This window comes from Acinetobacter sp. WCHAc060006 (assembly GCF_004209135.1).
Taxonomy (GTDB): Bacteria; Pseudomonadota; Gammaproteobacteria; order Pseudomonadales; family Moraxellaceae; genus Acinetobacter; species Acinetobacter cumulans.
This window is the reverse complement of record NZ_SGSS01000004.1, coordinates 97685-121094: the sequence shown is the minus strand read 5'-3', so window position 1 is coordinate 121094 and position 23410 is coordinate 97685. Positions and strand designations below refer to the sequence as shown.

The following is a 23410-nucleotide window of genomic DNA, read 5'->3' as shown; positions in this document are numbered from 1 at the left end:
ATGAAATTCAATTTTCCATTAATTGCCTTAGCTGTGGGTGCTTTTGCAATTGGCACAACAGAATTTTCACCCATGGGTTTTTTGCCTGAAATCGCAGCAGATTTATCGGTGTCTATTCCTCAAGCGGGCTTACTGATTAGTGCCTATGCCGTTGGTGTCATGATTGGTGCTCCATTAATGACATTATGGTTAGCACGTTTTCCAAAACGTACTGCCCTCATTTTATTGATGGTAATCTTTACGGTCGGCAATATTTTGGCAACGATCGCACCTAACTATCTCGGTTTAATGGCTGCACGCTTAGTCACCAGCTTAAATCATGGTGCATTTTTTGGCTTAGGTTCTGTAGTTGCAGCAAGTGTTGTGCCGAAAGATAAACAAGCCAGTGCGGTTGCTATGATGTTTATGGGCTTGACCATTGCTAATATTGGCGGTGTGCCCCTCGCAACCTGGGTGGGTCAAAATATTGGTTGGCGTATGTCTTTTGCGGCCATTACCTTACTGGGGATCATTACCATGTTAGCATTATGGAAAGCGCTACCCCATCAGCAACAAACCGAAAAACCTGATGTGCGAGCAGAATTAAAAGTATTAACACGCATGCCTGTTGTTTTAGCACTGCTAACCACGGTCATGAGTGCTGGAGCTATGTTCGCGCTCTATACCTATATCGCACCGAGTTTAAAAGTCTTTACCCACGCAAGTCCTGAGCTTATCACTTTCATGTTGGTTTTAATCGGGATCGGATTTTCAATCGGTAACCATTTCGGTGGTAAGTTTGCAGATCAATCCTTAGATAAAACCTTGATTGGCTTTTTAGTCTTACTGATGCTGATGATGCTGTTATTTCCAATTTTAGCTACAACCACCATTGGCGCGGCGATTGCATTAATTATTTGGGGAGCAGCCGCCTTTGCAGTTGTGCCACCTTTACAAATGCGTGTTATGACAGTCGCTCACGATGCACCAGGCCTCGCTTCTTCAGTGAATATTGGTGCATTTAATCTTGGAAATGCTTTGGGCGCTGTTGCTGGTGCCGCAGTGCTAAATCTAAACCTAAGCTATGCTGCAGTGTCTTATGCAGGCGCCACCCTAAGTGCTATAGCGTTGATTTTAGTATTGATACAGATGAAGCTTAAACCTCAAACAACTGCATGTTGCGCACAAGCTGAATAACTTCACAAAATATAGCCTACTAAAAGTAGGCTATATTTTGTTTTAGCGCGCATATAACTTTAAAAAATCAGCCATCAATTTGGTTGCCCATGAATGGGTGTCGACTAAACCCTCATAATAACCACAGTGACTGCCTTTTTTGGTGGTCACCACCACAACATTCGGCATATTTTCAATCACTGCCTTATAGGGTTCTAAATTCTTAATGTGGCAGACAGGGTCGTCTTCTGCGTTCAAAATCATCAATGGAATTTTGACATTATCAAATACATAAATTGGGTTGGTGGATTTGGCATAACTTTCATAATCGGCAAAACCCGCCATTTGAAAATATGCACGTTCAAACTGTGCCAGATTTTTACTTTTCAATACATCAATTAAAGAGGGTGTTGCTGACCATGTTGCAGAATAGGGTTCTACAAACTTCTGAAAGAGCTTCTTGGTCATCATTTTACTGTAAAAAGGATGAACATTTTTAAAGCCAAGCTCAGTGTCATAGCCCGGACATAAAGCAAATGCAGCTTTAAATGGTGTTTCCTCCCCTTGTTCGCCTAAATAGCGAACCAATAATCCAGTTCCTGCAGATGAACCTACGCCAAACAAATTCGATTCTGGAAATTTCTGCTGAATAAAGGCAATCTGTTCACGTAAGTCATCTGTTGAACCAAATAAGTTTATTTTGGCAACAGGCATCGGTAAATTGGCATGACCGCGCCTTAAACACAGTGCAATTCGCCAACCAGTATATAGATTAAGATCTCTCACCACTTCTCGCATACTTTCAGGCGTTCCCGTAATCGTATGCATGAGCACCACGGTTGGTACATCTGCAGGCAAATCTAAGCCCAACCATGCAATGGCTGTGATTCCACCATCAGCCATTGTCAGCTACTCTATGGCATCATATTTAAGCTTCACTTGACGCTTTTTAATGACATCAAAATATAGTAAATGTGCGTGGGTATTCGACAGCCAAGGCGTAGGACGATATTTTTCATGTAGTTGCTTTAACTTCGGCAACACATGCTTCATTTGCCCTGCAGGATGATAATAAAGTTGCGGTAATTCTGCACCAATTGCATGATCTACAAAGTTTAAAAGGGCCTGACGCCCTTTATGAATTAAATTATTCATTGACCCGACCTTCACCTCGCTTCGAATTACAGCAAATCATTTCAATCTTTTCACTTTGGCAAACAATGCCCATTAAAAAAATGCATCTACAAGACCGTATCTCGCTAGCAATATTTGTTTACTAAAGCCACATAAGCAAAAAGCATGACGATACCCATCATGCTTTTTATTATTCTGAGATGAGTATTTAAAAATCAGTAGATTTAAGGCTTATATTGCGCAATGCGCTCACCCATTTGTGCAGCCAAAGCTTCCAATCCACTTTTCGGACGGAGCATGACTTCAAAATCAATCATCTGTCCTTGTTCATTAAACTGAATCATGTCGATCCCTTTTAATTTTTTCTCGCCAACATTGGCAGAAAACTCAAGCACCACATTTAAACCATCTTCTGAGTAAAACTCACGGTGATAAGTGAAATTTTCAAAAATTTGAATCACATTGGTCAAAATAAAAGTCACCACAGGCTTACCCGGATATGGGTTAAACGCGACAGGTGAACGAAACACTACATCGTCTGCCAAGAGTTCATTTAAAATATTCATATCCCGTGTGTCGAGCATTTCGTGCCAACGTGCAACAGATTTTTTTGTTGTTTCAATGGCCATTTTTGTGTCCTTTTTTTGTTGATGAATCATTTCCCTCTCCTCAATCCTCCCCCAAAGGGAGAGGACGTCCCACAACTGCACATCTACTTGAATATAGTCATCATGGTTTAGTATGAGGTTGATTAAATCACCGCTGCCAAGTCAGCACCTTGACGAATTGCACGTTTAGCATCTAGCTCTCCTGCTTCTTTCGCACCACCAATTAAATGTACAGATTTACCCGCAGTTTTTAATTGCTCATACATTGCTGTAAAAGGCTCTTGACCTGCACAAATAATGACATTGTCAACATCAAGTACAGCAGGCTGATCATTGACTACAATATGTAATCCTTGATCATCAATTTTTTCATAGCTTGCGCCACCGATCATTTTTACATTGCGGTGCTTTAAGCCTGTACGATGAATCCAGCCGGTCGTTTTACCTAGACCGCCGCCCACTGAACTTGCCTTACGTTGTAATAGGTAAATTTCACGTTTAGGTTGCTCTACTTGCGGTGCTTTTAAACCACCTACATGCGCATAGGTCGTATCAATACCCCACTCATCGTAAAATTTTTCTGGGTTAAGGCTACCGCTTTCCCCTTCATGACTTAAAAATTCAGCCGTATCAAAACCAATACCACCTGCACCAATAATTGCAACGCGTTGTCCTACAGCTTTACGGTCTTTTAATACATCTAAATAACTCAGTACTTTTGCATGCTCAATACCATCAATCTGCAGTTCACGTGGTGTAACCCCCGTAGCAATTACGATGTCATCAAAATCACCTGCTTCAAGCTCTTCAAATGTCGCTTTGTGATTAAGTTTTAATTCTATGTTGGGTGCGAGTTCAATTTTACGTTTGAAATAACGTAGTGTTTCGTAAAACTCTTCTTTACCTGGAATGGTTTTAGCAATATTAAACTGACCACCAATTTGATTCGCCGCCTCAAATACGGTTACTTGATGACCTCGTTCTGCCGCATAGGTTGCAAAGCTTAAACCAGCAGGGCCTGCACCAACGACGGCAAGCTTTTTCACTTGTGAAGTCGACTTAAACAGCAATTCTGTTTCATGGCATGCACGTGGATTCACTAAACACGATGCAATTTTCATTGAGAAAATATGATCTAGGCAGGCTTGGTTACAACCAATACAGGTATTGATTTCATCACTACGACCCTCAGATGCTTTTTCTACAAAAAATGCATCTGCCAACATTGGACGTGCCATAGAAATCATATCTGCATGACCAGAAGCCAATACATGCTCAGCCATTTCTGGGGTATTAATACGGTTAGACGTTATTAATGGGACTTTGACTTGGCCTTTTAATTTTTCAGTGACCCAAGTAAAAGCAGCGCGTGGTACTTTGGTGGCAATTGTAGGAATGCGAGCCTCATGCCAACCAATGCCTGTGTTAATAATCGTCGCGCCAGCTTGCTCGATTGCTTTAGCCAGTTGCACAACTTCTTCAAATGTCGAGCCACCCTCAACCAAATCCAGCATTGATAAACGATAGATGATGATAAAGTTTTCACCAACCGCTTCACGTGTACGGCGTACAATTTCTAAAGGAAAACGAATACGGTTTTCATAGCTACCACCCCATTCATCATCACGATGGTTGGTACGTTTAGCAATAAATTCGTTAATCAAATACCCCTCAGAGCCCATAATCTCTACGCCGTCATAGCCAGCATATTGTGCAAGGCTCGCGCAGTTTACAAAGTCCGCAATCGTTTGACTAACTTCCGCAGAACTAAGCGCATGTGGTTTTACTGGATTGATTGGGGCTTGAATAGCCGATGGCGCAACATTGTCTGCCTGATATGAATAACGGCCTGTATGTAATATTTGTAAAGCAATTTTACCACCAGCCTCATGAACGGCTTGAGTTACAACTTTATGCTTATCTGCTTCTTCTTTGCTATCGAGCTTATTTCCACCAGCAAAAGTTAGACCTGCTTCATTGGGTGCAATACCACCAGTGACAATCAACCCAACACCACCTTGTGCACGTTCTGCATAAAATGCAGCCATACGCTCATAGCCACCTGGGGCTTCCTCCAAACCAACATGCATAGATCCCATGAGGACTCGGTTTTTTAATGTAGTAAAGCCCAAATCCAATGGTGCCAATAAATGTGGGTAGTTAGACATAATCTCTCCTTAGCGTGCTTATTTGTGCTGGCTATTTTTATTTAAACTCCAGATTGAGCATGTAGTTAGCTGCCCGAATCTGTGGTTTATGCAACTTATTGCATATATTTATATTCGAGATTTGTTTTTTATGCAACTTGTTGCATAATAAAGTTGTTAAAAATTTTAATGCGGTCCCAACTATGTCTTTAGCTCATGTTTTGCTAACCAGTCTGATTGAAAAACCAAGTACGGGGATAAATTTGGCACGTCGCTTTGACCGTTCTATGGGATTCTTTTGGAATTCGACCCATCAGCAGATATATCGTGAATTAAATGTCATGATGCAAAAAGGCTGGATCTCGACTTTAGAAGATGACGACCACAGTCGTAAAAAAACCTATCAAGTTGAACTACTTGGTCGTGCTGAGTTGGCTGACTGGATGGTCAAACAAAGCCCACCAGGCCAATTGCGAGAAGACCTTATGGTACGCTTACGTGCCGAAGCACAATTTGGTTGCAATACCATGTTGCCCGAATTAGAACGTCACTTGCAGTTACATCAAGAAAATTTAAAATTATACGAAAGTATCTTTGCGAAGGATTTTCCAAACACAGTGCCTCATGACCGTAAATTATTTATTCATAAGATGATTTTACAGCTCGGTATTGATTTAGAGCGAGGCTGGATTCGTTGGCTGGAAGATTTAATTCCTGCTTTAAAAGCCTTTGATGCAACAGCAGATACAGAAAAAAAACATGATGTTTAAATAAAGTGGCTTAGACTGCCATGGCATCTATAGTGTACCTAACACTAAAAACACGATTTAAGTTGAATGAATATTAAGCAAACCTTATAGGATCTCTTTGTACCATTCAAATGTGCCAAGATAAATAAAATAAAAAGGAAAAAATATGCCCTATTATCACATGCCAGATGGAGAACAGCTGTTTGTAAGACGCTATGGCCAAGGTGAACCTGTGTTGGTGTTATCAGGCTTAGGCATGCAATGTTGGCAATGGCATCCTTTTTTATATCCACACCACAAGAAATTTGAATTTATTATTCCAGATTGGCGTGGTTTTGGTGGCTCTAAACAATGCAAAATCCCTCATTTAGATGCCATTAGTAGTCATTGGCGAGATATTGAAGCATTGCTTCAACAGCTTAATCTGCCTCAGTTTAAAGTAATTGCCTATTCTATGGGTGCAACAACAGCCATGCATGGCATGCAATATGGTCAATTCCACCGCTCTATTCAGCAATATTTACATATTGATCAAACACCCAAAATAAGCGCTGATCAAAGTTGGCCTTTTGGGTTATTTGGCGAAAAACATACACAGTTTATCGAAATTTTACAGCAAATCTCACAGGTGCTTAAAGCAAACCCTGATGCCAAAGCCATGCATGATTTAAAGAGTGCAGACCGTCAACACCTATTAAACAGTTGGTTAGCATTTATAGATTTACAAGCTGGTAGCAAAATTGCACCCTTTTTAATTAAGCAAACCCTGAAATATCCACGCTTGCAAGCACACGTATTACCCATACAACGCTTAGATTATTTGTCTTGGTATATACATAATTATCTTGAGCATAAAGAAGATTACCGAGAAGCACTGACACAACTCACGTGCCCTGTGACTTTTTTTATTGGTGCCGAATCAAAGCTCTACCCAGCCGAAGGTCAACAGCAAATTGCAAACACCATACCACAAGCACAACAAGTCATTTTTAAAAAATCCGGGCATACACCGCTCTTAAGTGAACCTCTAAAATTTGCCTCTGAAATTGGGCGGTTTTTACATGCGCATGATGCTTAGTCTAATCCATTATTTACCTAATCAACATATTTACAGCATAAGAAATAAAGCTGAGATAAGCTCTTTGTAAACTTTGCCAAAATGCAATTGACTTTTTTTGCAACGATCATTTTTAATAGTCTAAATTGTTGCATAAATGGAAATATATAAATGCTGAGTGATTTGGATGATTTTTATTGTTTTGCCCAAGTGGTCGAACATGGCGGTTTTAGTGCAGCAGAACGTGCCACAGATATTCCAAAATCTAAACTCAGTCGACGTGTATACAACCTTGAAGAACGCTTAGGGGTTCGACTGATTCAACGTAGCTCACGGCATTTTGCAGTGACTGATATTGGCATGAACATATATCGTCATGCCCAAGTCATGATGAATGCAGCACAAGCTGCCCATGACCTAGTTGATCATTTAAGTACAGAACCACGTGGTGTCATTAAGTTAAGTACCCCAGTTTCCATTGCACAAAATGAAATCGCGCGCATATTGCCTAAGTTTTTAAAAAAATATCCTGAAATTAAAGTTCAAATGATTGTGACAAACCGTCGGGTGGATATTATTAATGAAGGTTTTGATTTGGCCTTACGCGTACGAGATAACTTAGACGATGATCCCAACTTGGTCTTACGCAAATTTGAAACCATTGAGCAACATCTCTTTGCCAGCCAAGCTTATTTAAATGAACACGGCAACTTAAAACACCCAAGCGAATTATCACAACATCATATTTTAAGTATGTCAGATGAGCATTTGGATCAAAATATTGTGCTCCACAATGAAGAAAACCAACAAATTAAAATTCGGGTTAATCCGACAGTATTAGGCTCAGATCTCAGTATGTTGGCCGAGCTTGCTCGACAAGATTGTGGTATTGCTTTATTGCCTGACAGTGTTGTAAAAACACATTTAAACTCGGGTGCATTGGTACGAGTACTGCCTACTTGGAAAGCGCCACACGGTACATTTCATGTAGTTTACCCTTCACGTAGGGGCTTATTACCAGCTGTACGTGTATTTATTGATTATTTAGTTGCTCAACTTAGCAAACACTAATCATCGCTATATATGAATAAATTACTCGGGTACTTTATTTACTTTGTAGCAAGCATTGATAAAGTTCAGCGCAAAAAAAAAGCTTACCCTATGTGTAGGGTAAGCTTGAAATCAGAAACTACAGCTAATTTCTTAAAACAATAATAGACCAAAATACACACAACAATAAATCCTTTTTAACACTAAAAAAGACTTGGAACAAAACTGATCTCTTTGTTTTTAAATTAATTTTTAAAAAAGATTTATCGCTAATATCTATTAAAGTAGTATTTCAGTATAAATTTTAGACCAAAGTCTAAAATTTATACATAACTGCCACTATTGTTAAGCCTATGAGATACTTAGATTTCTGGATATGTTCCATAACCTTCAGGCCATGGAGACAACAATTCAAATCCATCATCAGTTACTGCAACCATGTGTTCCCACTGTGCAGACAATGATTTATCTGCCGTCACCACACCCCAGCCATCTTTAAGCTCTTTGGTTCTGGCTTTACCGGCATTAATCATAGGTTCAATCGTAAACACCATACCTGTTTTAAGCACTACACCTTGGCCTTGCTGACCATAATGCAACACACTTGGTTGCTCATGGTAAACCTTACCAATACCATGACCGCAATACTCACGCACCACAGAATAACCTTCACGGTGTGCAACAGATTGAATGGCATAACCTACGTCGCCCAATGTTGCACCAGCTTTAACAGCATGAATACCAGCAACCATCGCTTCGTATGTCGTTTCGACCAAGCGTTTTGCTTCAGGTTTAATTTGACCTACATAGTACATTCGGCTGGTGTCACCAAAATAGCCATCTTTAATAATCGCAACATCAATATTAATAATATCGCCGTCTTTTAAGATCGTTTCAGCAGATGGAATACCATGACACACCATTTCATTTGGAGAAATACAGGTTGTTTTGGTATAGCCATAATAGCCAACATTGGCAGGAATAACCTTTAAAGTATTTACAATGAAATCGTTACACAGGTCATCTAAATACTCTGTTGTTACGCCTGGCTTCACATGCTCCCCAATCATTGCTAAAACTTGCGCAGCTAAACGTCCTGAAATACGTAATTTTTCTAAATCCTGCTCGGTTTTAATCGTGATACTGGAAGCTTTCATTACATCATCCTCAAATTCGATACAATAGAGTATAGACCTTTTTACAGCATTTTGTTTTTAATACATGGTTTTGAACTGTCAATCCATAGCAAGTAACGCTAAAATTGCCTGTTTTATAAACAAAAAATACATAGGGCATTAATTTTTTTTAAACAATATTCAAGTCTGCTTAATTTCTCTTATTTTTAAATATATTTCACGCAATCAAACGGATAAATTAAACAACATTTGATCTTTCAATATATTAATATTGGATATTATAAAAAATATTCATCAATAAAATAAAATATTTTGCAAATCAAATTTTACCTGCTTTAAAATTACCGACTTCTATTGGCTAGCCCATCTCCCTTTTACTTATGACAAATCTCCGTACTAGAGATATTGTTGCCTTAGGTTTTATGACCTTTGCCCTATTTATTGGCGCTGGTAACATTATCTTTCCACCGATTGTGGCACAGCAAGCCGGTGAACATGTATGGTTAGCCGCTTTTGGTTTTTTAATCACAGCCGTTGGCCTACCTGTAATCACTATTATTGCTTTATCTCGTGTAAATGGTTCGATTCAAATTTTAAGTTCTCCCCTAGGTAAAGCAGCCAGTATTTTACTGACTGTTGTTTGTTACTTAGCAGTAGGGCCTTTATTTGCAACACCACGTACTGCAACTGTTTCTTATGAAATTGGTTTCTCCGCTTACTTTGGCAACTCTTCAAATACTTTGATGATTTATAGCATCATTTATTTTGCTTTAGTGACCATTGTTTCTTTGTATCCAAATAAAATTTTGGACACTGTGGGCTATTTCCTTTCACCGCTTAAAATTTTAGGTTTAGTGGTTTTAGGTGTTTCTGCATTCTTTATTCCAGCTGGCATCATCCCGCCTGCGGTAGGTAACTATGTAGCAAGCCCTGTATCTGAAGGGATTGTGAATGGTTATTTAACCATGGACACTTTAGGTGCTTTAGTTTTTGGTATTGTAATTGTTAAAGCCATCACATCACGCGGTGTGTCGGATAGCAAACTGATTACCAAATATGCCGTTATTGCTAGCATTATCTCAGGTATTGGTCTAACACTCGTCTACATTAGCTTATTTAAATTAGGCATGAGTAGCCATGATATCGCTCCAAATGCAACAAATGGTGCAGTGATCCTGCATGCATACGTTCAACACGCTTTTGGTGATATGGGTGCTTATTTCCTTTCTGCAATGATCTTTATTGCATGTATGGTAACTGCTATTGGCCTAACTTGTGCATGTGCTGAATACTTTTCAGAATTAACTAAAATTCCATATAAAGTATTTGTATTAATTTTGATTGGCTTTTCATTAGTCATTTCAAACTTAGGTTTAACTAAGTTAATTGCGGTGTCTGTACCAGTATTAAGTGCAATTTACCCACCTGCAATTGCCGTTATTTTATTAAGTTTCTGTGGTAAATTTTTCAACAATCCTTCTCGAATTATTGCTCCTGTAACTGGCGTAGCATTCTTATTTGGTATTGTTGATGGTATTAAAGTTGCTGGCTTCTCAGAACAACTACCTGCTTTTCTACAAAATCTACCTTTAAATGAACAGAATCTTGCATGGCTAATCCCATCAGTCATTGTTCTTATCATTGCATTTGTGATTGATAAAGTAAAAAACTAAGCTTTCTTACTTTAATGGAATAAAATCAAATTTTTACCCAAAATTAGATTTTAACAATGACCTATAAATGTCATATTTTATCCAAATATGCTTTTATTCGTCTTCCCATACACTTCTGCAATGTTATCTTTGACTCAGGCTTATCTAGCATCATTTCTATGCTTCATGCTGTGATGCACCAACTGACTAATGCATCAAACCAAACTTATTGATAACGAAACACCACGAATAACGACACTTTAGTACAACATAAGCCGAACAAAAACACGTACTTATTTATTTTTAACTTTGATACACTGCCTGACTTTCTTCATTTTGAATATTATTTCAAGTTTAAGCGATCTCTTAATCCATTCAATCTACGACCTACAAAACTGGTCCATATTTTGCTTTATTAAGCTATAACCCCGCTATTTTGCACTGTTTTAAACCATGCAAAACTGCAGGTCTTTGGAAATATTCAACTTCGTTAAAGTACTTATTTTTTTTAAATGCATGTGCTAAACACTGTTGGATATTTAAACAATTCCACCACATACACAAATTTCATGACTTAACATGTCAATATGACAAAATAATGACATTAGTGCTTGAAATACACTCAAAATCACAGTAAAACTGTAATTGAAATCCAGACTAAAACATTAAGGTTTTAGTACCAACAACAAAAAAGGAGGGATGGAGATGTTATCTATACATTTCAACAAGCAATTCTTCATTAACGCTCTAAAGGCAAATAAGAACATGGTGACGTTTGTCAGCACAACTTTTGCCCTCATGTTGACGTTATTAATACAAGGGATGATTCATGGCAACTTAAAGCCAGAATATTTCATGTATGCAATTATCGTCTCGTGTGCTTTTTTTGTTTGGGCTGTTGTAGACCAAAAATACCGTCGTAATACTTCTTCTCAATATTTCAAAGATTGAAAGGTGGATGACTCCGTCATCCATCTTCAATCAAAATATACAAATAATAAAAACAATATCTTTCCCTAAAATATTTCATTCCCACCATCCCCTTTAAACACATAAGTTCAGCTGAGAAAGCGCATAAGCGTACCTAAAATTAATAATAAAGTTGCCCCCAATTCCCCTATCACCAGCAATAACATAGCCAAACTCATGCACCAAGTCGGCACAGTCCATTTTGAGCCTAAACGATGAGGCGTTTTAAATTGATTTGTGGTGTCCTGTAAAACCCCGTGTAAGATGTAACTTAAAATAGAGAAACTAAAAAAAACTAAATTAACCCAAACGCATAGCAAATTCACCCACTCAGGGAACTGCGAAAAATAGGCCAACACAGCCAAAATAAGCGACGCAGGTGCATATAACAAACTACTACGATGCGCGATATCTACATAATAGTGCGCTCTAGCCTGTATCGAATGACGGATTTGCCAATACTTCCATACACCAGTAAGCATGCCTACCCATAAAAACAGCCCACTAAATACAATGGCGCATTGCACTGAAACTGGTATTAATAAATGATCCATTTAATTTTCCTTATTTTACTTTATGGTCTTCCAACTGACTTTAAAGTCACTCTTTTAGCAAGTTTCTTTTTAGAACTCGTGTAAATTAAATCATGACTTGTTTTTTATAAATACCTTCATCATGTCTGAATTTGAAGCACTTCCTATTGTATGTAAAGATGGCTATCAATTGGCTGCACGTTTTTATGCACATACCAACAAAGAAAAGCAAAATTTACCAGTTTTAATCTGCCCAGCTACAGGTATTACCAAACAGTTTTATCATAGCTTTGCGACATGGTTGAGCGAACAAGGTTTTGATGTCATGGTATTCGATTTTAGAGGCATTGGCGAATCACTACACGGTCAACTCAAGGACTCAACAGCCAGTATCGTTCAATGGGGTGAATTAGATATTCCTGCCGCGATAGATGTGCTGTTAAATAAAACCCATGCTCAACAGGTCTATTTACTCGGTCATAGTGCGGGTGGTCAGCTTATGGGGGTTAATGCCAACCATCATAAAGTGGCCAAAGTTGTTGCGGTGTCTGGCTCAAGTGGTCATATCAAAGGCTTAAAAGGACGCACAAAAATACTTGCACCAATAATGTTTAAAGGTATTTTTCCACTTGCTCGTTTAACCTTAGGCTATGGCCCAACCAATGCAATTGGCATGGGTGAAAACTTACCCAAAGATGTTGCGCTTGAATGGGCACAATTCTGTTCAAAGCCTGGTTATATTCTAAATGCTGTCGGCAAAACCATTCATGAAGACTTTCACTCAAAAGTACATACTCCAATTACAGTACTTTGGTCATCTGATGATGAAATTGCCACGGAAGCCAATGTAAGAGACTTACTCCGCCTCTACCCAAATGCCCATACCGATATGATTGAGCTTAAACCAGCCAGCTATAATCATAAAATGATTGGTCACATGCTGATGTTTAAAAAGTCGCATCAAAACCTTTGGCCTGTGATCGCTAAGCAATTATTAATAGCTTCGTAAGGCATCAACGCAAAACCTGAGCCTTCATGTCGAAATGAAATACACAATATAATGACTCAAAAAAAGTCCATTTAATTATTTAAATGGACTTTGTAGAGCAGATGCACAAACCAAATTAATCTATAAATCCATCTTTTCTTAGCTTTTGATCTGTAAGGAATTCACGGATTACAATAGTGCTCAGTACAATAATCGCGACTAAAATACCCGCTGAAATGGTTACTTTAGTAAATATTTCAGAACTTAATGGCGAAAACCACAGTTGAGCAATGGCCAAAATGCCCCACAAGACAGAAATGATTAATGCACTAAAAACACCATATTTCATCGCTCACGCTCCAGTATGACAACATAAGCCTCACGTTTCCAAAACAGCAACATGCGACGGATGTCTTTTTCCATAGTAATGACAGCCCAACCTTGTTGTGCATTTTGGTTTAAAAAATTTGTAAACTTTACAGGATCAACCTTTGAAGAGCCTAAAAGCAAAGAGCCCAGCATACCTTCCTGATAAATAACAACTTTATATTCTTTCATTTTATATTATCTTATATTCAATTAATGTCATGCATTAAATATGCGATATCATTATATATAGCATGTAATGAGTGAGCAACACAGCAAAGTAGTTTTATAAGCTGTAATTTTTTGAAATATATGCTTTAATATACGCAGTATGAGATGAGCCTTATATGAGTATCACGCGAGTGATACGACTAGCCCCTTAACCATAGGGGCTTTTTAGTATCTAAAATTTAACAAATATAGAATTATTGAATATCAAAAACCCAGTTACGCGCTTGCGTATCTGTTGTGGTTTCACACACATAGTAGTCATGATCCCATGCATCTTGGTTAAAAATTTCTTTTTTAAAGTAAGTAATTGACTTACCATTTTCTACACAAGTAAAGCTTTCACCTTGGTCTTTTACTTGAGTTCCATCCAGAAATCCACCTATGCAGAGAAATCGAGTTTGTTTAGGCATTTTTACATCAAATTTTAAATAAACATTTCAGCAGATTAAACAGTGTATCCATTTAACTGTAAAGCAATTGCCTGCCTTTTCTGGATCAATTGCTGATGGTGATTAAATCAAAAACTCATCGCATAAAAAAACCACCAATAAAAGACCTAAACGATCAATTATCAGTGGTTATACGTGGATTTTCTTATACAGGCTAAAAGCCTTCTGCACTTATTGAGTATTAGGTGAAACCATTTGTTCTGGTCGTACAACTTCATCAAACTGTTGTTCAGACACAAGTCCTAACTCAACTGCAATTTGCTTTAAAGTTTTACCTTCTTTATAAGCCGTTTTAGCCACTTTAGCTGCATTTTCATAACCAATAACTGGGTTTAAAGCCGTGACTAACATAAGTGAATCATGTAAGAAATGATCAATTTTTTCTCGGTTTGGCTCAATCCCTACTGCACAATGGTCATTAAAGCTATTACAAGCATCACCCAACAACTGAATAGATTGTAATAAATTAAATGCAATAACAGGCATAAACACGTTTAATTCAAAGTTACCTGAAGCACCTGCAATATTTATTGTGGTGTCATTCCCCATTACTTGTGCGACAACCATAGTCATTGCCTCACTTTGAGTTGGGTTTACTTTACCTGGCATAATGCTTGAACCAGGTTCATTTTCAGGAATTCTCAACTCACCAAAACCACAGCGAGGGCCACTTGCTAACCAACGAACATCATTGGCAATTTTATTTAAACTGGCTGCTAATGTTTTTAAGGCACCTGATGCAAAAACGGCAGCATCTCGCCCTGCTAATGCCTCAAATTTATTTGGCGCAGTCACAAATGCCAAACCCGTTAAACTTGCCAATTGCTCTGCAGCTTTCACGGCATAATCTGGATGCGCATTTAAGCCTGTACCTACAGCTGTGCCACCTAATGGTAATTCGTACAAACCTTCTAGAGCTTGATGTAAACGTTTTAATCCATGGTCTAACTGTGACACATAGCCACTAAACTCTTGACCCAATGTCAGTGGTGTCGCGTCTTGTAAATGTGTACGGCCAATTTTTACAATATCTGCAAATTCTTCAGATTTTGCCTGCAAGGTGTTGCGTAATTGAGTGACTGCAGGAATAAGGAGTTCATTGATTTGTAAACTTGCTGCTACATGAATGGCGGTTGGGAATGAGTCATTTGTTGATTGTGCACGATTCACATGATCGTTTGGATGAACTGGCTTTTGTGAACCTAATGGATTCCCCAGCTTTTGATTCGCAATATTCGCAATAACTTCATTGCAGTTCATATTACTTTGCGTGCCAGAACCTGTTTGCCAAACTACTAAAGGGAATTGTGAATCCCACTGCCCAGCCATCACTTCTTCAGCTGCACCCACAATATATTGTGCCAAGTCCTGTGGAATTTGATTCAACTCTGCATTGGTTAATGCCGCTGCTTTTTTTACCAATCCCATCGCACGAATCATTGGTCGAGGTAAGTGTTCTGCACCAATTTTAAAATTTTGTAGGCTACGCTGTGTTTGCGCTCCCCACATTGCTTCGCTTGGTACTTCAACCTCACCCATCGTGTCATGTTCAATACGTGTTTGCATGTTACAACCCTATTTCCTTGTTTAAGACCTTAGCTTTAGCTAATTAAACAATACTTTGCTATGGCTGATTTGAGTGTATGAAATTCCCAAACAATTGTAAATAAGAATCAATATCAATTATCGCGCTTTTTACAATCCTCTTGATCGTAAAAATATATGTCACATCACCATATTCATTTCATGTTTTTAACGTAGGGGAATTAACGTTATTGCCCACGTAGAATTTGCTGATAAAAATTCCACTCATCTTTAAGCATTTGCTGCAAATTTCGCACGGGTTTCCAGCCTAATACTGCTTCTGCTTTACTTATATCTGCACCTAAACGGTCTAACTCTTCATTTGGATAGTAACTCGACTCCACTGTTTGAATGGTGGTTTGTGTCACTTCTGCAATTTCATCTAATAGTTTTTGGATAGATATTAACTCACCCGCAATATTAAAGGCTTCACATACCTGTTGCTGTTGGCTCAGCCATTCCAAGCTTTTACTAATCGCATGGCAGGCATCTAAAACGTGTAAAAAGCTTCGCTCATTGGTTTTATCATCTGTATTAGCATGTTTACGTAGCTCAATAAAATCACGTTGCATGGCACCAGCTTGCATCGCTAAAGGCACAATATTTTTAGGTAAAGGCATTACAAACTCACCTAAAATACCTTGCTCTAAGGCACCTGCAATATTCGATAAGCGCAATATCGCAATTTTCCATTCACTGTCTGTACGAGCGGTATCACGTATAATTTCTTCAACCATTTGCTGCGATTTAATATAGGGATTTGGATACGCATAGTGAAAATCCATATCCTCTTTTAGTTGCGCAGAGGATTTACCATATACAGCTAAGCTTGATAAATGTACTAAAGTACGTACGCCTGTGCGTTGCATAGCACGCATTAAACTCATAATACAGCTTACATTATCGTTATAGTATTCCAGAGGTTTAAGCACAGATTCTTCGAGTGACTTAAACCCAGCAGCATGAACTACAGCACTCACAGAATACTGCTCAAACACTTTATTTAAGGCAGGTGTATTGCGGATATCAATTTTAACAAAGGGCACATACATGCCAGAAATAAATTCCAAGCGCTCTAAAATTTGTAAATTCGCATTCGATAAATTATCAACAATAATGACTTCTTGTCCTTGCGCTAAAAGACTTAAAGCAATATGTGAGCCTATAAAGCCTAAACCACCCGTGACTAAAATCATTCTTTATCAACTCCACTTCTGAATCAGTAAGCTATGTTTTATTTGAATTATTTTGATGCTCTGTGTAACAGATCCACAGATCTCTAAACCAAATAAGCCAGCTCACAATTTCTCTTGAGCTGGCGAATATTCAAGAAAATTATAGTTATATATTACTGTTTAAAAAAAAGTCATTTGTTGTTGTTATGAATACCAACTGTATGTTGAATATAGCCAGAATTATAAAAACACACCTAAAAAAGCAGTCTAATTTTTACTAAATCAATCAATCTTTCTCATACATTTTTTATTTTAATCATGTGCTTATACTACCAACAAAGAAACTTTAACCCAGTCTTTTAAATAAAATTCAACTATGCTTAAAATTTATCTGTGATCATGACCACTAAATTTTTGCATTTTCTTAACCCAATACTTATTATATTTTTGATACTTATTAAAATTTTATAAATCACAATGCTTCATATCATTGGAATTCTCATTCTACTCTTTATTGTCTATCATTACAGACTTGATCAAGCATCTGGGGTTGGGGAATATCTTTTATATATGCTCATTGCATTGATTGTAGTTCTATTAAGGAGTGCATGGCGTACTCTAAACTAGTATTTTAAATTTTACTCATACCATATCAGTAATCCAAAATTCTAATTCTATGTATGCTTTATCTATTTTAAATACATTAGACTTCTTTAATAAGTCATTTTTGAACTATGAACATTCATGATGTAAGTTCCCTCTCCTTTAAAAAATTGGAAGTACTGATTCGAAAGGGAGAGGTTTTTTATACTTAAAACCCCTCATCCTTTTGCGGAGCTTGCTCTTCATTCCAAAGGGAGAAAGGACTTTCATTGGTCATTTAAGTACCAACTCATGATCATTTTTTGACTTTTGAATAAACCCTATTCAATACAAAAAATAGCACTTGGCCTCTACGACATAATTTTTTGCTTCTTCTAAGGTTCGGTTTTTATTTCTCTTACAACCCACTCTAAAAAATTTTTCTTATCAAAAAATTCAGGTGCTGCATTTGCAAAAATACTTTTTTCAATGTTGTTAAATATACCTTGAAATTCTAATGATCTATGTGCCTGAAAACCTGACTCTACGCCTTCATGAAGTGCGTTAAAAAAAAATGGAAAGTTGCATAAATCGACTTTTGGTATCTATCCCGTCAAATTCAGCTACAAAGTTATATATTTGTTCAACTACTAACTTGGGGGTTGAGTAAATCATCGAAGTTTCATCTTATTATGTTCAACAAAAAACTAACACAACCAAATATTAATACAACAAAAAATTATATCTAAACTATTATTTATTAAGTATTTTTAACAATAATTCAGGTTTCTTAAGTAATTATTTAGAGTAATTACTCATATAAAATCCATCTAACTATCAGTTGAATAAATTGGCACACTACCTCTACTCTAAATACAATATTTTATTAAAAAAAACTGCTTCAAGATAAGCAAGCCAAACTAAAACACCTTAAAGATTAATTAGAAACTACAGCAGTTTATAGCGAAGATTTTATGTTCTTTTCCATGGTTTAACACTGGTCAAATATATCTTTATATTGAGTTGATTCATGACTTTAAATAGCTCCTTATACTTCTACACAATACATTTGAGAAATGCTCAAGCTGCGGTTCCCTTAAGCAACAATAAAATAGTTTAATTTTTCATGATCAAGCTCGGCACAAATTTCTTAGGTCATACTAAACCATCATTTTTGATGAAGAATTTTATTTTTTTCACCCGTTATTTTATGAGCTACTTAATTGAGCATTAAGCAAGTTGACTATTAGGCGCAACTAAAAACAATTGACTAAAGTTGTATACGAGAATCGATTTAAGGAGCACCAATAGTAAATTGTCTGTAATGTGTTTTGAGTGATTATCCAATCATTGAGTTGATCTCTTAGCATTTAAAATATTCATTCTTAAAAGACAGGATAATTTAATCTAGCCTATAACGAGATCATTAAAATTATGGCACCTGAAATTATTGTATAATGCCTTTTTCTTCTAACGTCTAAATTCAGTTGCTGTTGCAACTAATTTTTGCAGTGAAAGTATGAGTACCTTATTACTAATTACCTCCTCTCCAACATCTATACATGCATGGCATGCTTTAGGTTTAGCACAAGCATTACATTTGAAAAATGAAGCTTTTCGAGTTTTTTTCTATCAAGATGGTGTCGCTGTTGCTAATACATTGCAATGGGTGCCCGATGACCAACGTAATTTAACTAAAGAATGGCAAAAGCTCGAAATTCGCTTACCTGTGTGTGTAAGTGCAGCACTTGCACGTGGCATTAGTGATGAAGAAAATGCCAAGCGTCATCATATTCAGCATTACAATTTGGCTGAAGGTTTTGAGTTGGTTGGATTAGGTGAACTCGCAGATGCAGTTCAGTCTTCAGAGCGTTTAATTCAATTTTAATGAATGTTACTGGCTTAATTTGCTGTATATAAAAGGTTTATCGTGTGAAAAAAGTACTCGTTATATTAACCCAAGCCAACTTAAGTAGTTTGCAGGTGCATGAAAGCCTTTCTGCAACGATGGTTTTGGCTACTTTTGGCTGTGAAGTCAAAGTACTATTACAAGATGCTGCCTTAAGTTTACTGGCTTCAGATATAGAATTTAATCAAATAAAGCATGCATTTAAAGTTGCATCCAATATGGTGGAAAGCTTTGAATTTTACGACTTAACACCAGTTTTAGTTGAAACTAAAAACCAAAGCCAACGTTGGGTACAAACAACAGAACAAGAGCTTGAGTTTGTTGAACTCAATGCAACGCTCATTCAGCAATTTGACCATGTTTTGTATTGGTAAGGAATAATGCAATGAATACATCTACATTATTTTTAGTTCAATCCAGCTACGCGAATTCGCTCTCCGTATTAGAAAAATTGCAACAAATGGCAACATCAACAGATCGTGTGGTACTAATGGGTGATGCTGTCATGCATGTGGCACAGCCCACGCTAGCAAATTTTTCATGTGCGATTTTAGACACCGAGAAAGCATTAATACCAGCTGATAGCGCTTTGGAGCATTTAGCTGTATTGAACTACGCTCAATTTGCAACACTATGCCTTCAATATACCCGTGTGGTAACCTTAAAATAAGTGGTTATTTAAAATGAATTTAGCCTTGGACCAAGATGGCCATTTAGTCGATTACAGCATTTGGAATGAACAGGTTGCACAAGAGCTGGCTAAATCTTTAGATTTAGAATTGACGGCTTGGCACTTTGAAGTTTTGCAAGCTGTGCGTCAATTTTACCAACAATTTGGGCATTCTCCTGCAACACGCCCACTCATCAAATTTCTGATGAAAACCGTGAGTCCAGACATTAATAATGCAATCTTGCAAGAAAAGTTTAATACTGGCTTAGTGGCACGACATCTTAGCCGTTTAGCGGGTGTACCCAAACCTGCAAATTGCCTATAGTCTCGTACCGTTAATTTTACCTTTCCCAAAAGCGCCAATTGGCGCTTTTATACAACCTGATTGAGCTGATTCAGCTTTGTATAATATGCTTCCGTAAATACTGCTTTGACCTGTTTCGCATGTAGTAGCTCACCACATTCTGAACAGACCATCATCGGTTTAAAAACCTGCCCACAACGCTTATGGACGTACTGAACCGGTGAGCCTAACCCTTCATCCATCCATTTATCAGCCCACGTATTCATGGCCATTAAGAGTGGATAAAGCTCTAAGCCTTTTTCAGTAAGTCGATATTCAAAACGCTCCTGCCGATCCATATACGGCGTTTTTACTAAAATTTGATGCTCAACCAAACGCTTTAAACGGTCAGAAAGTACATGGCGAGTTAAACCTAGATTTTCTTGAAAATCATCAAATCGATGCATGCCCAAAAATGAATTGCGAATAATCAGTAAAGTCCAGCGGTCGCCCAGAACTGATAATGCCCTAGCGATGGAACAAGGTTGATTACCAATTTCTTCCCATTTCATGAATTTGAACCCTTAGCAACTTAAGTCTTATACGCGTATGCATACTGTTGGTATGCATACCATTATTTTATAGCATGATTGTGCATGGCAATACATCTTGTCATTATAAGGTTGAAATTCAGCTATTTTGTATACATGTGTATTTTTAGAACAAACAGCCTATTACAGAAGGACTGCTGTGTTTTTATAAAAACACATATAAAACAAATAAATATAAACATAAAAGTTTTATTTTTATTCACATTTTGATTAATTATTATTTTATATACATCTGTACTTTTTTTAATATTATGTTATTTTTCCATCAATTTTTTTCTACATCGTCATCTCCCTGACCTGTCTGCTATGAAACTTACAACGCTTCAATCTGCCATTTTACTCAGTGCATGTGTTAGCCCTATGGCTTTTGCAGGTGGTTTAGACCGTTCTGGTCAATCTATTTCTGCCTTTTTACAGCCAGGTAATTACTTTGAAGCTGGTATTTCCGTGCTTGATCCTTCTGTTTCGGGGCAGGACAAAAATGGGAAGGCTGCCAATGATATGGCGGGTGATTATTATTTCCCAACTGCAGCCTTAAAAGTTCAAGCTACAGATCATATTTCTTTAGGTTTGTTGTACGACCAACCTTATGGTGCAGATGCCAAATATGAAGGCAAAAATGCGTTTGTCTCTGGCGCGAATGTTGCACCATTAGGTATTTCTGGTGGTACAGAAGTTACCGTTAAAACACAAAGTCTATCTTTGCTTATGGGCTATCAGCCTAATGAAAACTGGAACCTCTATGCTGGCCCTGTTTACCAGTCTGTAAATGGTGATGTGAAATTACGTGGCTCATTATTTTCTGTTTTAGATGGCTATAACTTAGAAACAGGAAATGACTATTCATGGGGCTGGCTAGCAGGTGTTGCTTATCAAATTCCTGAAATTGCCTTAAAAGCATCTTTAACCTATCGCTCTGAAGTCGAACATAAAATTGATGCGAAAGAGCAAATTAATTATGCACGTATTGCATTAAAACCTTACGAGACAGCCGGTTTACTCAATTTAAGTACTAACCCTATTGATACTTTTACCTTTTCTACACCACAGTCAGTTAACTTAGACTTGCAAACAGGGATTATGGCCAACACCATTGCCTTTGCAAATATTCGCTGGGTGAACTGGTCTAATTTTGTTGTACGTCCTTTTAAATTAGGTCAAGTGAGCCAAGCCACAGGCCCGCTGGTTGGTAAACCAAATGGCTACAATCTTATTGACTATAAAGACGATCAAATTTCTGTGAATGCAGGTGTAGGCCGTAAGTTTAACGATAAATGGGGTGCAAACCTTTCTGTAGGTTGGGATTCTGGCGCAGGTAATCCTGTAACTACTCTTGGACCAACTGAAGGTTACTGGTCTGTAGGTACAGGGGTACGTTATAACCCTGCAAAAAATTACTTTATTGGTGCAGGTGTTAAATACTTCTGGTTAGGTGATGCAGATGCGGTCACAGGTGCACATACTGAAGCTGGCCGTTTTAGCAATAACCATGCTGTAGGTTATGGTCTAAATATTGGCTATAACTTCTAATCAAGCTTAAGTTTTGTGTCAAAAAAAAGCCTCTGTTCATCAGAGGCTTTTTTAATATATGCAGAATAAATTTGCCCTACTTAGCTTTAAACGTTATGTCAGTAGATAATAGCTCCCCAACACGAAAGCCAATAGACTGACACATTCACAGATTTCAATGCTCGCGCCTACAGTATCCCCCGTAATGCCACCAATACGTTGCTTAAATTTACGACGCAAATAAAGCAAACTAAAAGCTGTGACTAAAACAGCAACAAGACCTAAAACTGAAAAATATAAGGATGACAGCACAAGCAAGACCATAATAGTAATGGCTAGCTTTTTAGGGATATATGAAGCCATTGAGCTACCCAAGCCTTTTTCGCGTACATAGTCTGTGCTTAAAAACAAAAACATCGGCGCCAAACGGCCTAAAACTGGAAATAGTAGCAAAGCACTATATAGTTGCTTTTGGATTAATAAGTACAGCGCAGACCATTTTAATAGGCAAATAATGATTAAGCTGAGTACACCAATCGGCCCGCATGCAGGGTCTTTCATAATTTTCAGTGTACGTTCTGCATCACCAAAGCCACCCACCCATGCATCGGCAGTATCGGCCAATCCGTCTAAATGTAAGCCACCTGTTAGCCAGATCCACAATACTAAAATAAGACTTGCCGATAATATGGCAGGAATAACCTGTAATAATAGGGCTACAGCACAGAGTATTGCCCCAATGATAAATCCAATTAGCGGATAAAATAATACCGACTGCCCATTTTGCTGTTTGCTTGGCATGGCTTTCAGCTGTACGGGAAATGTGGTCAGAAATTGGAGTGCAATCCAAAATGGCATCATAA

At 37.7% G+C, this 23410-nt stretch carries 23 protein-coding genes and 1 pseudogene; 12 read left to right on the top strand and 12 right to left on the bottom strand.

The annotated features are described in order from the left end of the window. Positions 1 to 1176, top strand: coding sequence for an MFS transporter (locus tag EXE29_RS04105; protein WP_120363949.1), 1176 nt, complete (start codon positions 1 to 3; stop codon positions 1174 to 1176). A 42-nt stretch (positions 1177 to 1218) separates the two neighbouring features. On the opposite strand, the pseudogene EXE29_RS04100 reads toward EXE29_RS04105, so the two are convergent. The 3 genes and pseudogenes from EXE29_RS04100 to EXE29_RS04090 all read right to left on the bottom strand — a co-directional run bounded on the left by EXE29_RS04100 (position 1219) and on the right by EXE29_RS04090 (position 5065). After that, a pseudogene (locus EXE29_RS04100) lies at positions 1219 to 2310 on the bottom strand (YheT family hydrolase). A gap of 203 nt (positions 2311 to 2513) precedes the next feature. Continuing rightward, positions 2514 to 2918 carry a nuclear transport factor 2 family protein gene (locus EXE29_RS04095; RefSeq protein WP_117006765.1) on the bottom strand — a complete coding sequence of 135 codons (405 nt, stop codon included), beginning with the start codon at positions 2916 to 2918 and terminating at the stop codon, positions 2514 to 2516. A gap of 122 nt (positions 2919 to 3040) precedes the next feature. Beyond that, positions 3041 to 5065, bottom strand: a complete 2025-nt coding sequence (locus EXE29_RS04090; RefSeq protein ID WP_120363950.1) for an NADPH-dependent 2,4-dienoyl-CoA reductase — start codon at positions 5063 to 5065, stop codon at positions 3041 to 3043. Between the two features lie 182 nt (positions 5066 to 5247). Between EXE29_RS04090 and EXE29_RS04085 the strand changes: the two genes are divergently transcribed. The 3 genes from EXE29_RS04085 (at position 5248) to EXE29_RS04075 (ending at position 7921) form a co-directional block, all read left to right on the top strand. Continuing rightward, positions 5248 to 5814: a PadR family transcriptional regulator gene (locus EXE29_RS04085; RefSeq protein ID WP_120363951.1), complete on the top strand. Its 567-nt coding sequence runs from the start codon at positions 5248 to 5250 to the stop codon at positions 5812 to 5814. 145 nt (positions 5815 to 5959) lie between these two features. Then, entirely contained in the window at positions 5960 to 6871 is a 912-nt protein-coding gene (locus EXE29_RS04080) for an alpha/beta fold hydrolase (RefSeq protein ID WP_120363952.1), read from the top strand. Positions 6872 to 7021: 150 nt separating this feature from the next. Next, entirely contained in the window at positions 7022 to 7921 is a 900-nt protein-coding gene (locus tag EXE29_RS04075; protein WP_106984998.1) for a LysR substrate-binding domain-containing protein, read from the top strand. A gap of 341 nt (positions 7922 to 8262) precedes the next feature. Here EXE29_RS04075 and map read toward each other — a convergent pair whose 3' ends face one another. Next, positions 8263 to 9057 carry a type I methionyl aminopeptidase gene (gene map / locus EXE29_RS04070; RefSeq protein ID WP_106984997.1) on the bottom strand — a complete coding sequence of 265 codons (795 nt, stop codon included), beginning with the start codon at positions 9055 to 9057 and terminating at the stop codon, positions 8263 to 8265. A 359-nt stretch (positions 9058 to 9416) separates the two neighbouring features. Between map and brnQ the strand changes: the two genes are divergently transcribed. Together brnQ and EXE29_RS04060 are read left to right on the top strand one after the other, a co-directional pair. After that, complete coding sequence (brnQ, locus tag EXE29_RS04065; RefSeq protein WP_106984996.1) at positions 9417 to 10709, top strand: branched-chain amino acid transport system II carrier protein; 1293 nt, start codon at positions 9417 to 9419, stop codon at positions 10707 to 10709. Positions 10710 to 11393: 684 nt separating this feature from the next. Then, positions 11394 to 11639, top strand: coding sequence for a hypothetical protein (locus tag EXE29_RS04060; RefSeq protein WP_106984995.1), 246 nt, complete (start codon positions 11394 to 11396; stop codon positions 11637 to 11639). Positions 11640 to 11746: 107 nt separating this feature from the next. Here EXE29_RS04060 and EXE29_RS04055 read toward each other — a convergent pair whose 3' ends face one another. Further along, positions 11747 to 12211, bottom strand: coding sequence for a hypothetical protein (locus tag EXE29_RS04055; RefSeq protein ID WP_120363953.1), 465 nt, complete (start codon positions 12209 to 12211; stop codon positions 11747 to 11749). 121 nt (positions 12212 to 12332) lie between these two features. Here EXE29_RS04055 and EXE29_RS04050 point away from each other — a divergent pair, with 121 nt between their 5' ends. Further along, positions 12333 to 13199 carry an alpha/beta hydrolase family protein gene (locus tag EXE29_RS04050; RefSeq protein ID WP_120363954.1) on the top strand — a complete coding sequence of 289 codons (867 nt, stop codon included), beginning with the start codon at positions 12333 to 12335 and terminating at the stop codon, positions 13197 to 13199. Positions 13200 to 13314: 115 nt separating this feature from the next. Here EXE29_RS04050 and EXE29_RS04045 read toward each other — a convergent pair whose 3' ends face one another. The 5 genes from EXE29_RS04045 to EXE29_RS04025 form a co-directional block, all read right to left on the bottom strand. Further along, positions 13315 to 13527 (bottom strand): hypothetical protein, encoded by a 213-nt coding sequence (locus tag EXE29_RS04045; RefSeq protein WP_106984993.1) that lies wholly within the window; start codon positions 13525 to 13527, stop codon positions 13315 to 13317. After that, entirely contained in the window at positions 13524 to 13736 is a 213-nt protein-coding gene (locus EXE29_RS04040) for a DUF4177 domain-containing protein (protein WP_106984992.1), read from the bottom strand. Before EXE29_RS04040 ends, EXE29_RS04045 begins: the two co-directional genes overlap by 4 nt. Before the next feature lie 233 nt (positions 13737 to 13969). Beyond that, the gene (locus EXE29_RS04035; protein WP_120363955.1) at positions 13970 to 14185 is read right to left on the bottom strand and encodes a hypothetical protein; all 216 of its coding nucleotides are present in this window, start codon (positions 14183 to 14185) and stop codon (positions 13970 to 13972) included. Between the two features lie 210 nt (positions 14186 to 14395). Then, positions 14396 to 15790: a class II fumarate hydratase gene (fumC, locus tag EXE29_RS04030; RefSeq protein WP_120363956.1), complete on the bottom strand. Its 1395-nt coding sequence runs from the start codon at positions 15788 to 15790 to the stop codon at positions 14396 to 14398. Between the two features lie 206 nt (positions 15791 to 15996). After that, positions 15997 to 17004 (bottom strand): NAD-dependent epimerase/dehydratase family protein, encoded by a 1008-nt coding sequence (locus EXE29_RS04025; protein WP_106984989.1) that lies wholly within the window; start codon positions 17002 to 17004, stop codon positions 15997 to 15999. A 2080-nt stretch (positions 17005 to 19084) separates the two neighbouring features. Between EXE29_RS04025 and tusD the strand changes: the two genes are divergently transcribed. From tusD to EXE29_RS04005, 4 genes are read left to right on the top strand one after another with little or no spacing between them, the layout of a single operon-like run. Next, on the top strand, positions 19085 to 19453 hold the full coding sequence (tusD, locus tag EXE29_RS04020; RefSeq protein ID WP_117006736.1) for a sulfurtransferase complex subunit TusD: 369 nt from the start codon (positions 19085 to 19087) through the stop codon (positions 19451 to 19453). Between the two features lie 44 nt (positions 19454 to 19497). Further along, entirely contained in the window at positions 19498 to 19848 is a 351-nt protein-coding gene (locus EXE29_RS04015) for a hypothetical protein (RefSeq protein WP_106984986.1), read from the top strand. An 11-nt stretch (positions 19849 to 19859) separates the two neighbouring features. Next, the gene (locus tag EXE29_RS04010) at positions 19860 to 20144 is read left to right on the top strand and encodes a hypothetical protein (protein WP_117006735.1); all 285 of its coding nucleotides are present in this window, start codon (positions 19860 to 19862) and stop codon (positions 20142 to 20144) included. Between the two features lie 13 nt (positions 20145 to 20157). Next, a complete protein-coding gene (locus EXE29_RS04005) occupies positions 20158 to 20469 on the top strand; it encodes a TusE/DsrC/DsvC family sulfur relay protein (RefSeq protein ID WP_106984984.1) in 312 nt (103 codons plus the stop codon). Between the two features lie 47 nt (positions 20470 to 20516). Here EXE29_RS04005 and EXE29_RS04000 read toward each other — a convergent pair whose 3' ends face one another. Then, positions 20517 to 20999 (bottom strand): winged helix-turn-helix transcriptional regulator, encoded by a 483-nt coding sequence (locus EXE29_RS04000; protein ID WP_106984983.1) that lies wholly within the window; start codon positions 20997 to 20999, stop codon positions 20517 to 20519. Between the two features lie 345 nt (positions 21000 to 21344). On the opposite strand from EXE29_RS04000, the gene EXE29_RS03995 reads away from it, so the two are divergent. Then, on the top strand, positions 21345 to 22568 hold the full coding sequence (locus tag EXE29_RS03995) for an OmpP1/FadL family transporter (protein ID WP_120363957.1): 1224 nt from the start codon (positions 21345 to 21347) through the stop codon (positions 22566 to 22568). Between the two features lie 93 nt (positions 22569 to 22661). Here EXE29_RS03995 and EXE29_RS03990 read toward each other — a convergent pair whose 3' ends face one another. Continuing rightward, positions 22662 to 23408, bottom strand: coding sequence for an adenosylcobinamide-GDP ribazoletransferase (locus EXE29_RS03990; RefSeq protein WP_120363958.1), 747 nt, complete (start codon positions 23406 to 23408; stop codon positions 22662 to 22664). Positions 23409 to 23410 lie beyond the last annotated feature (2 nt).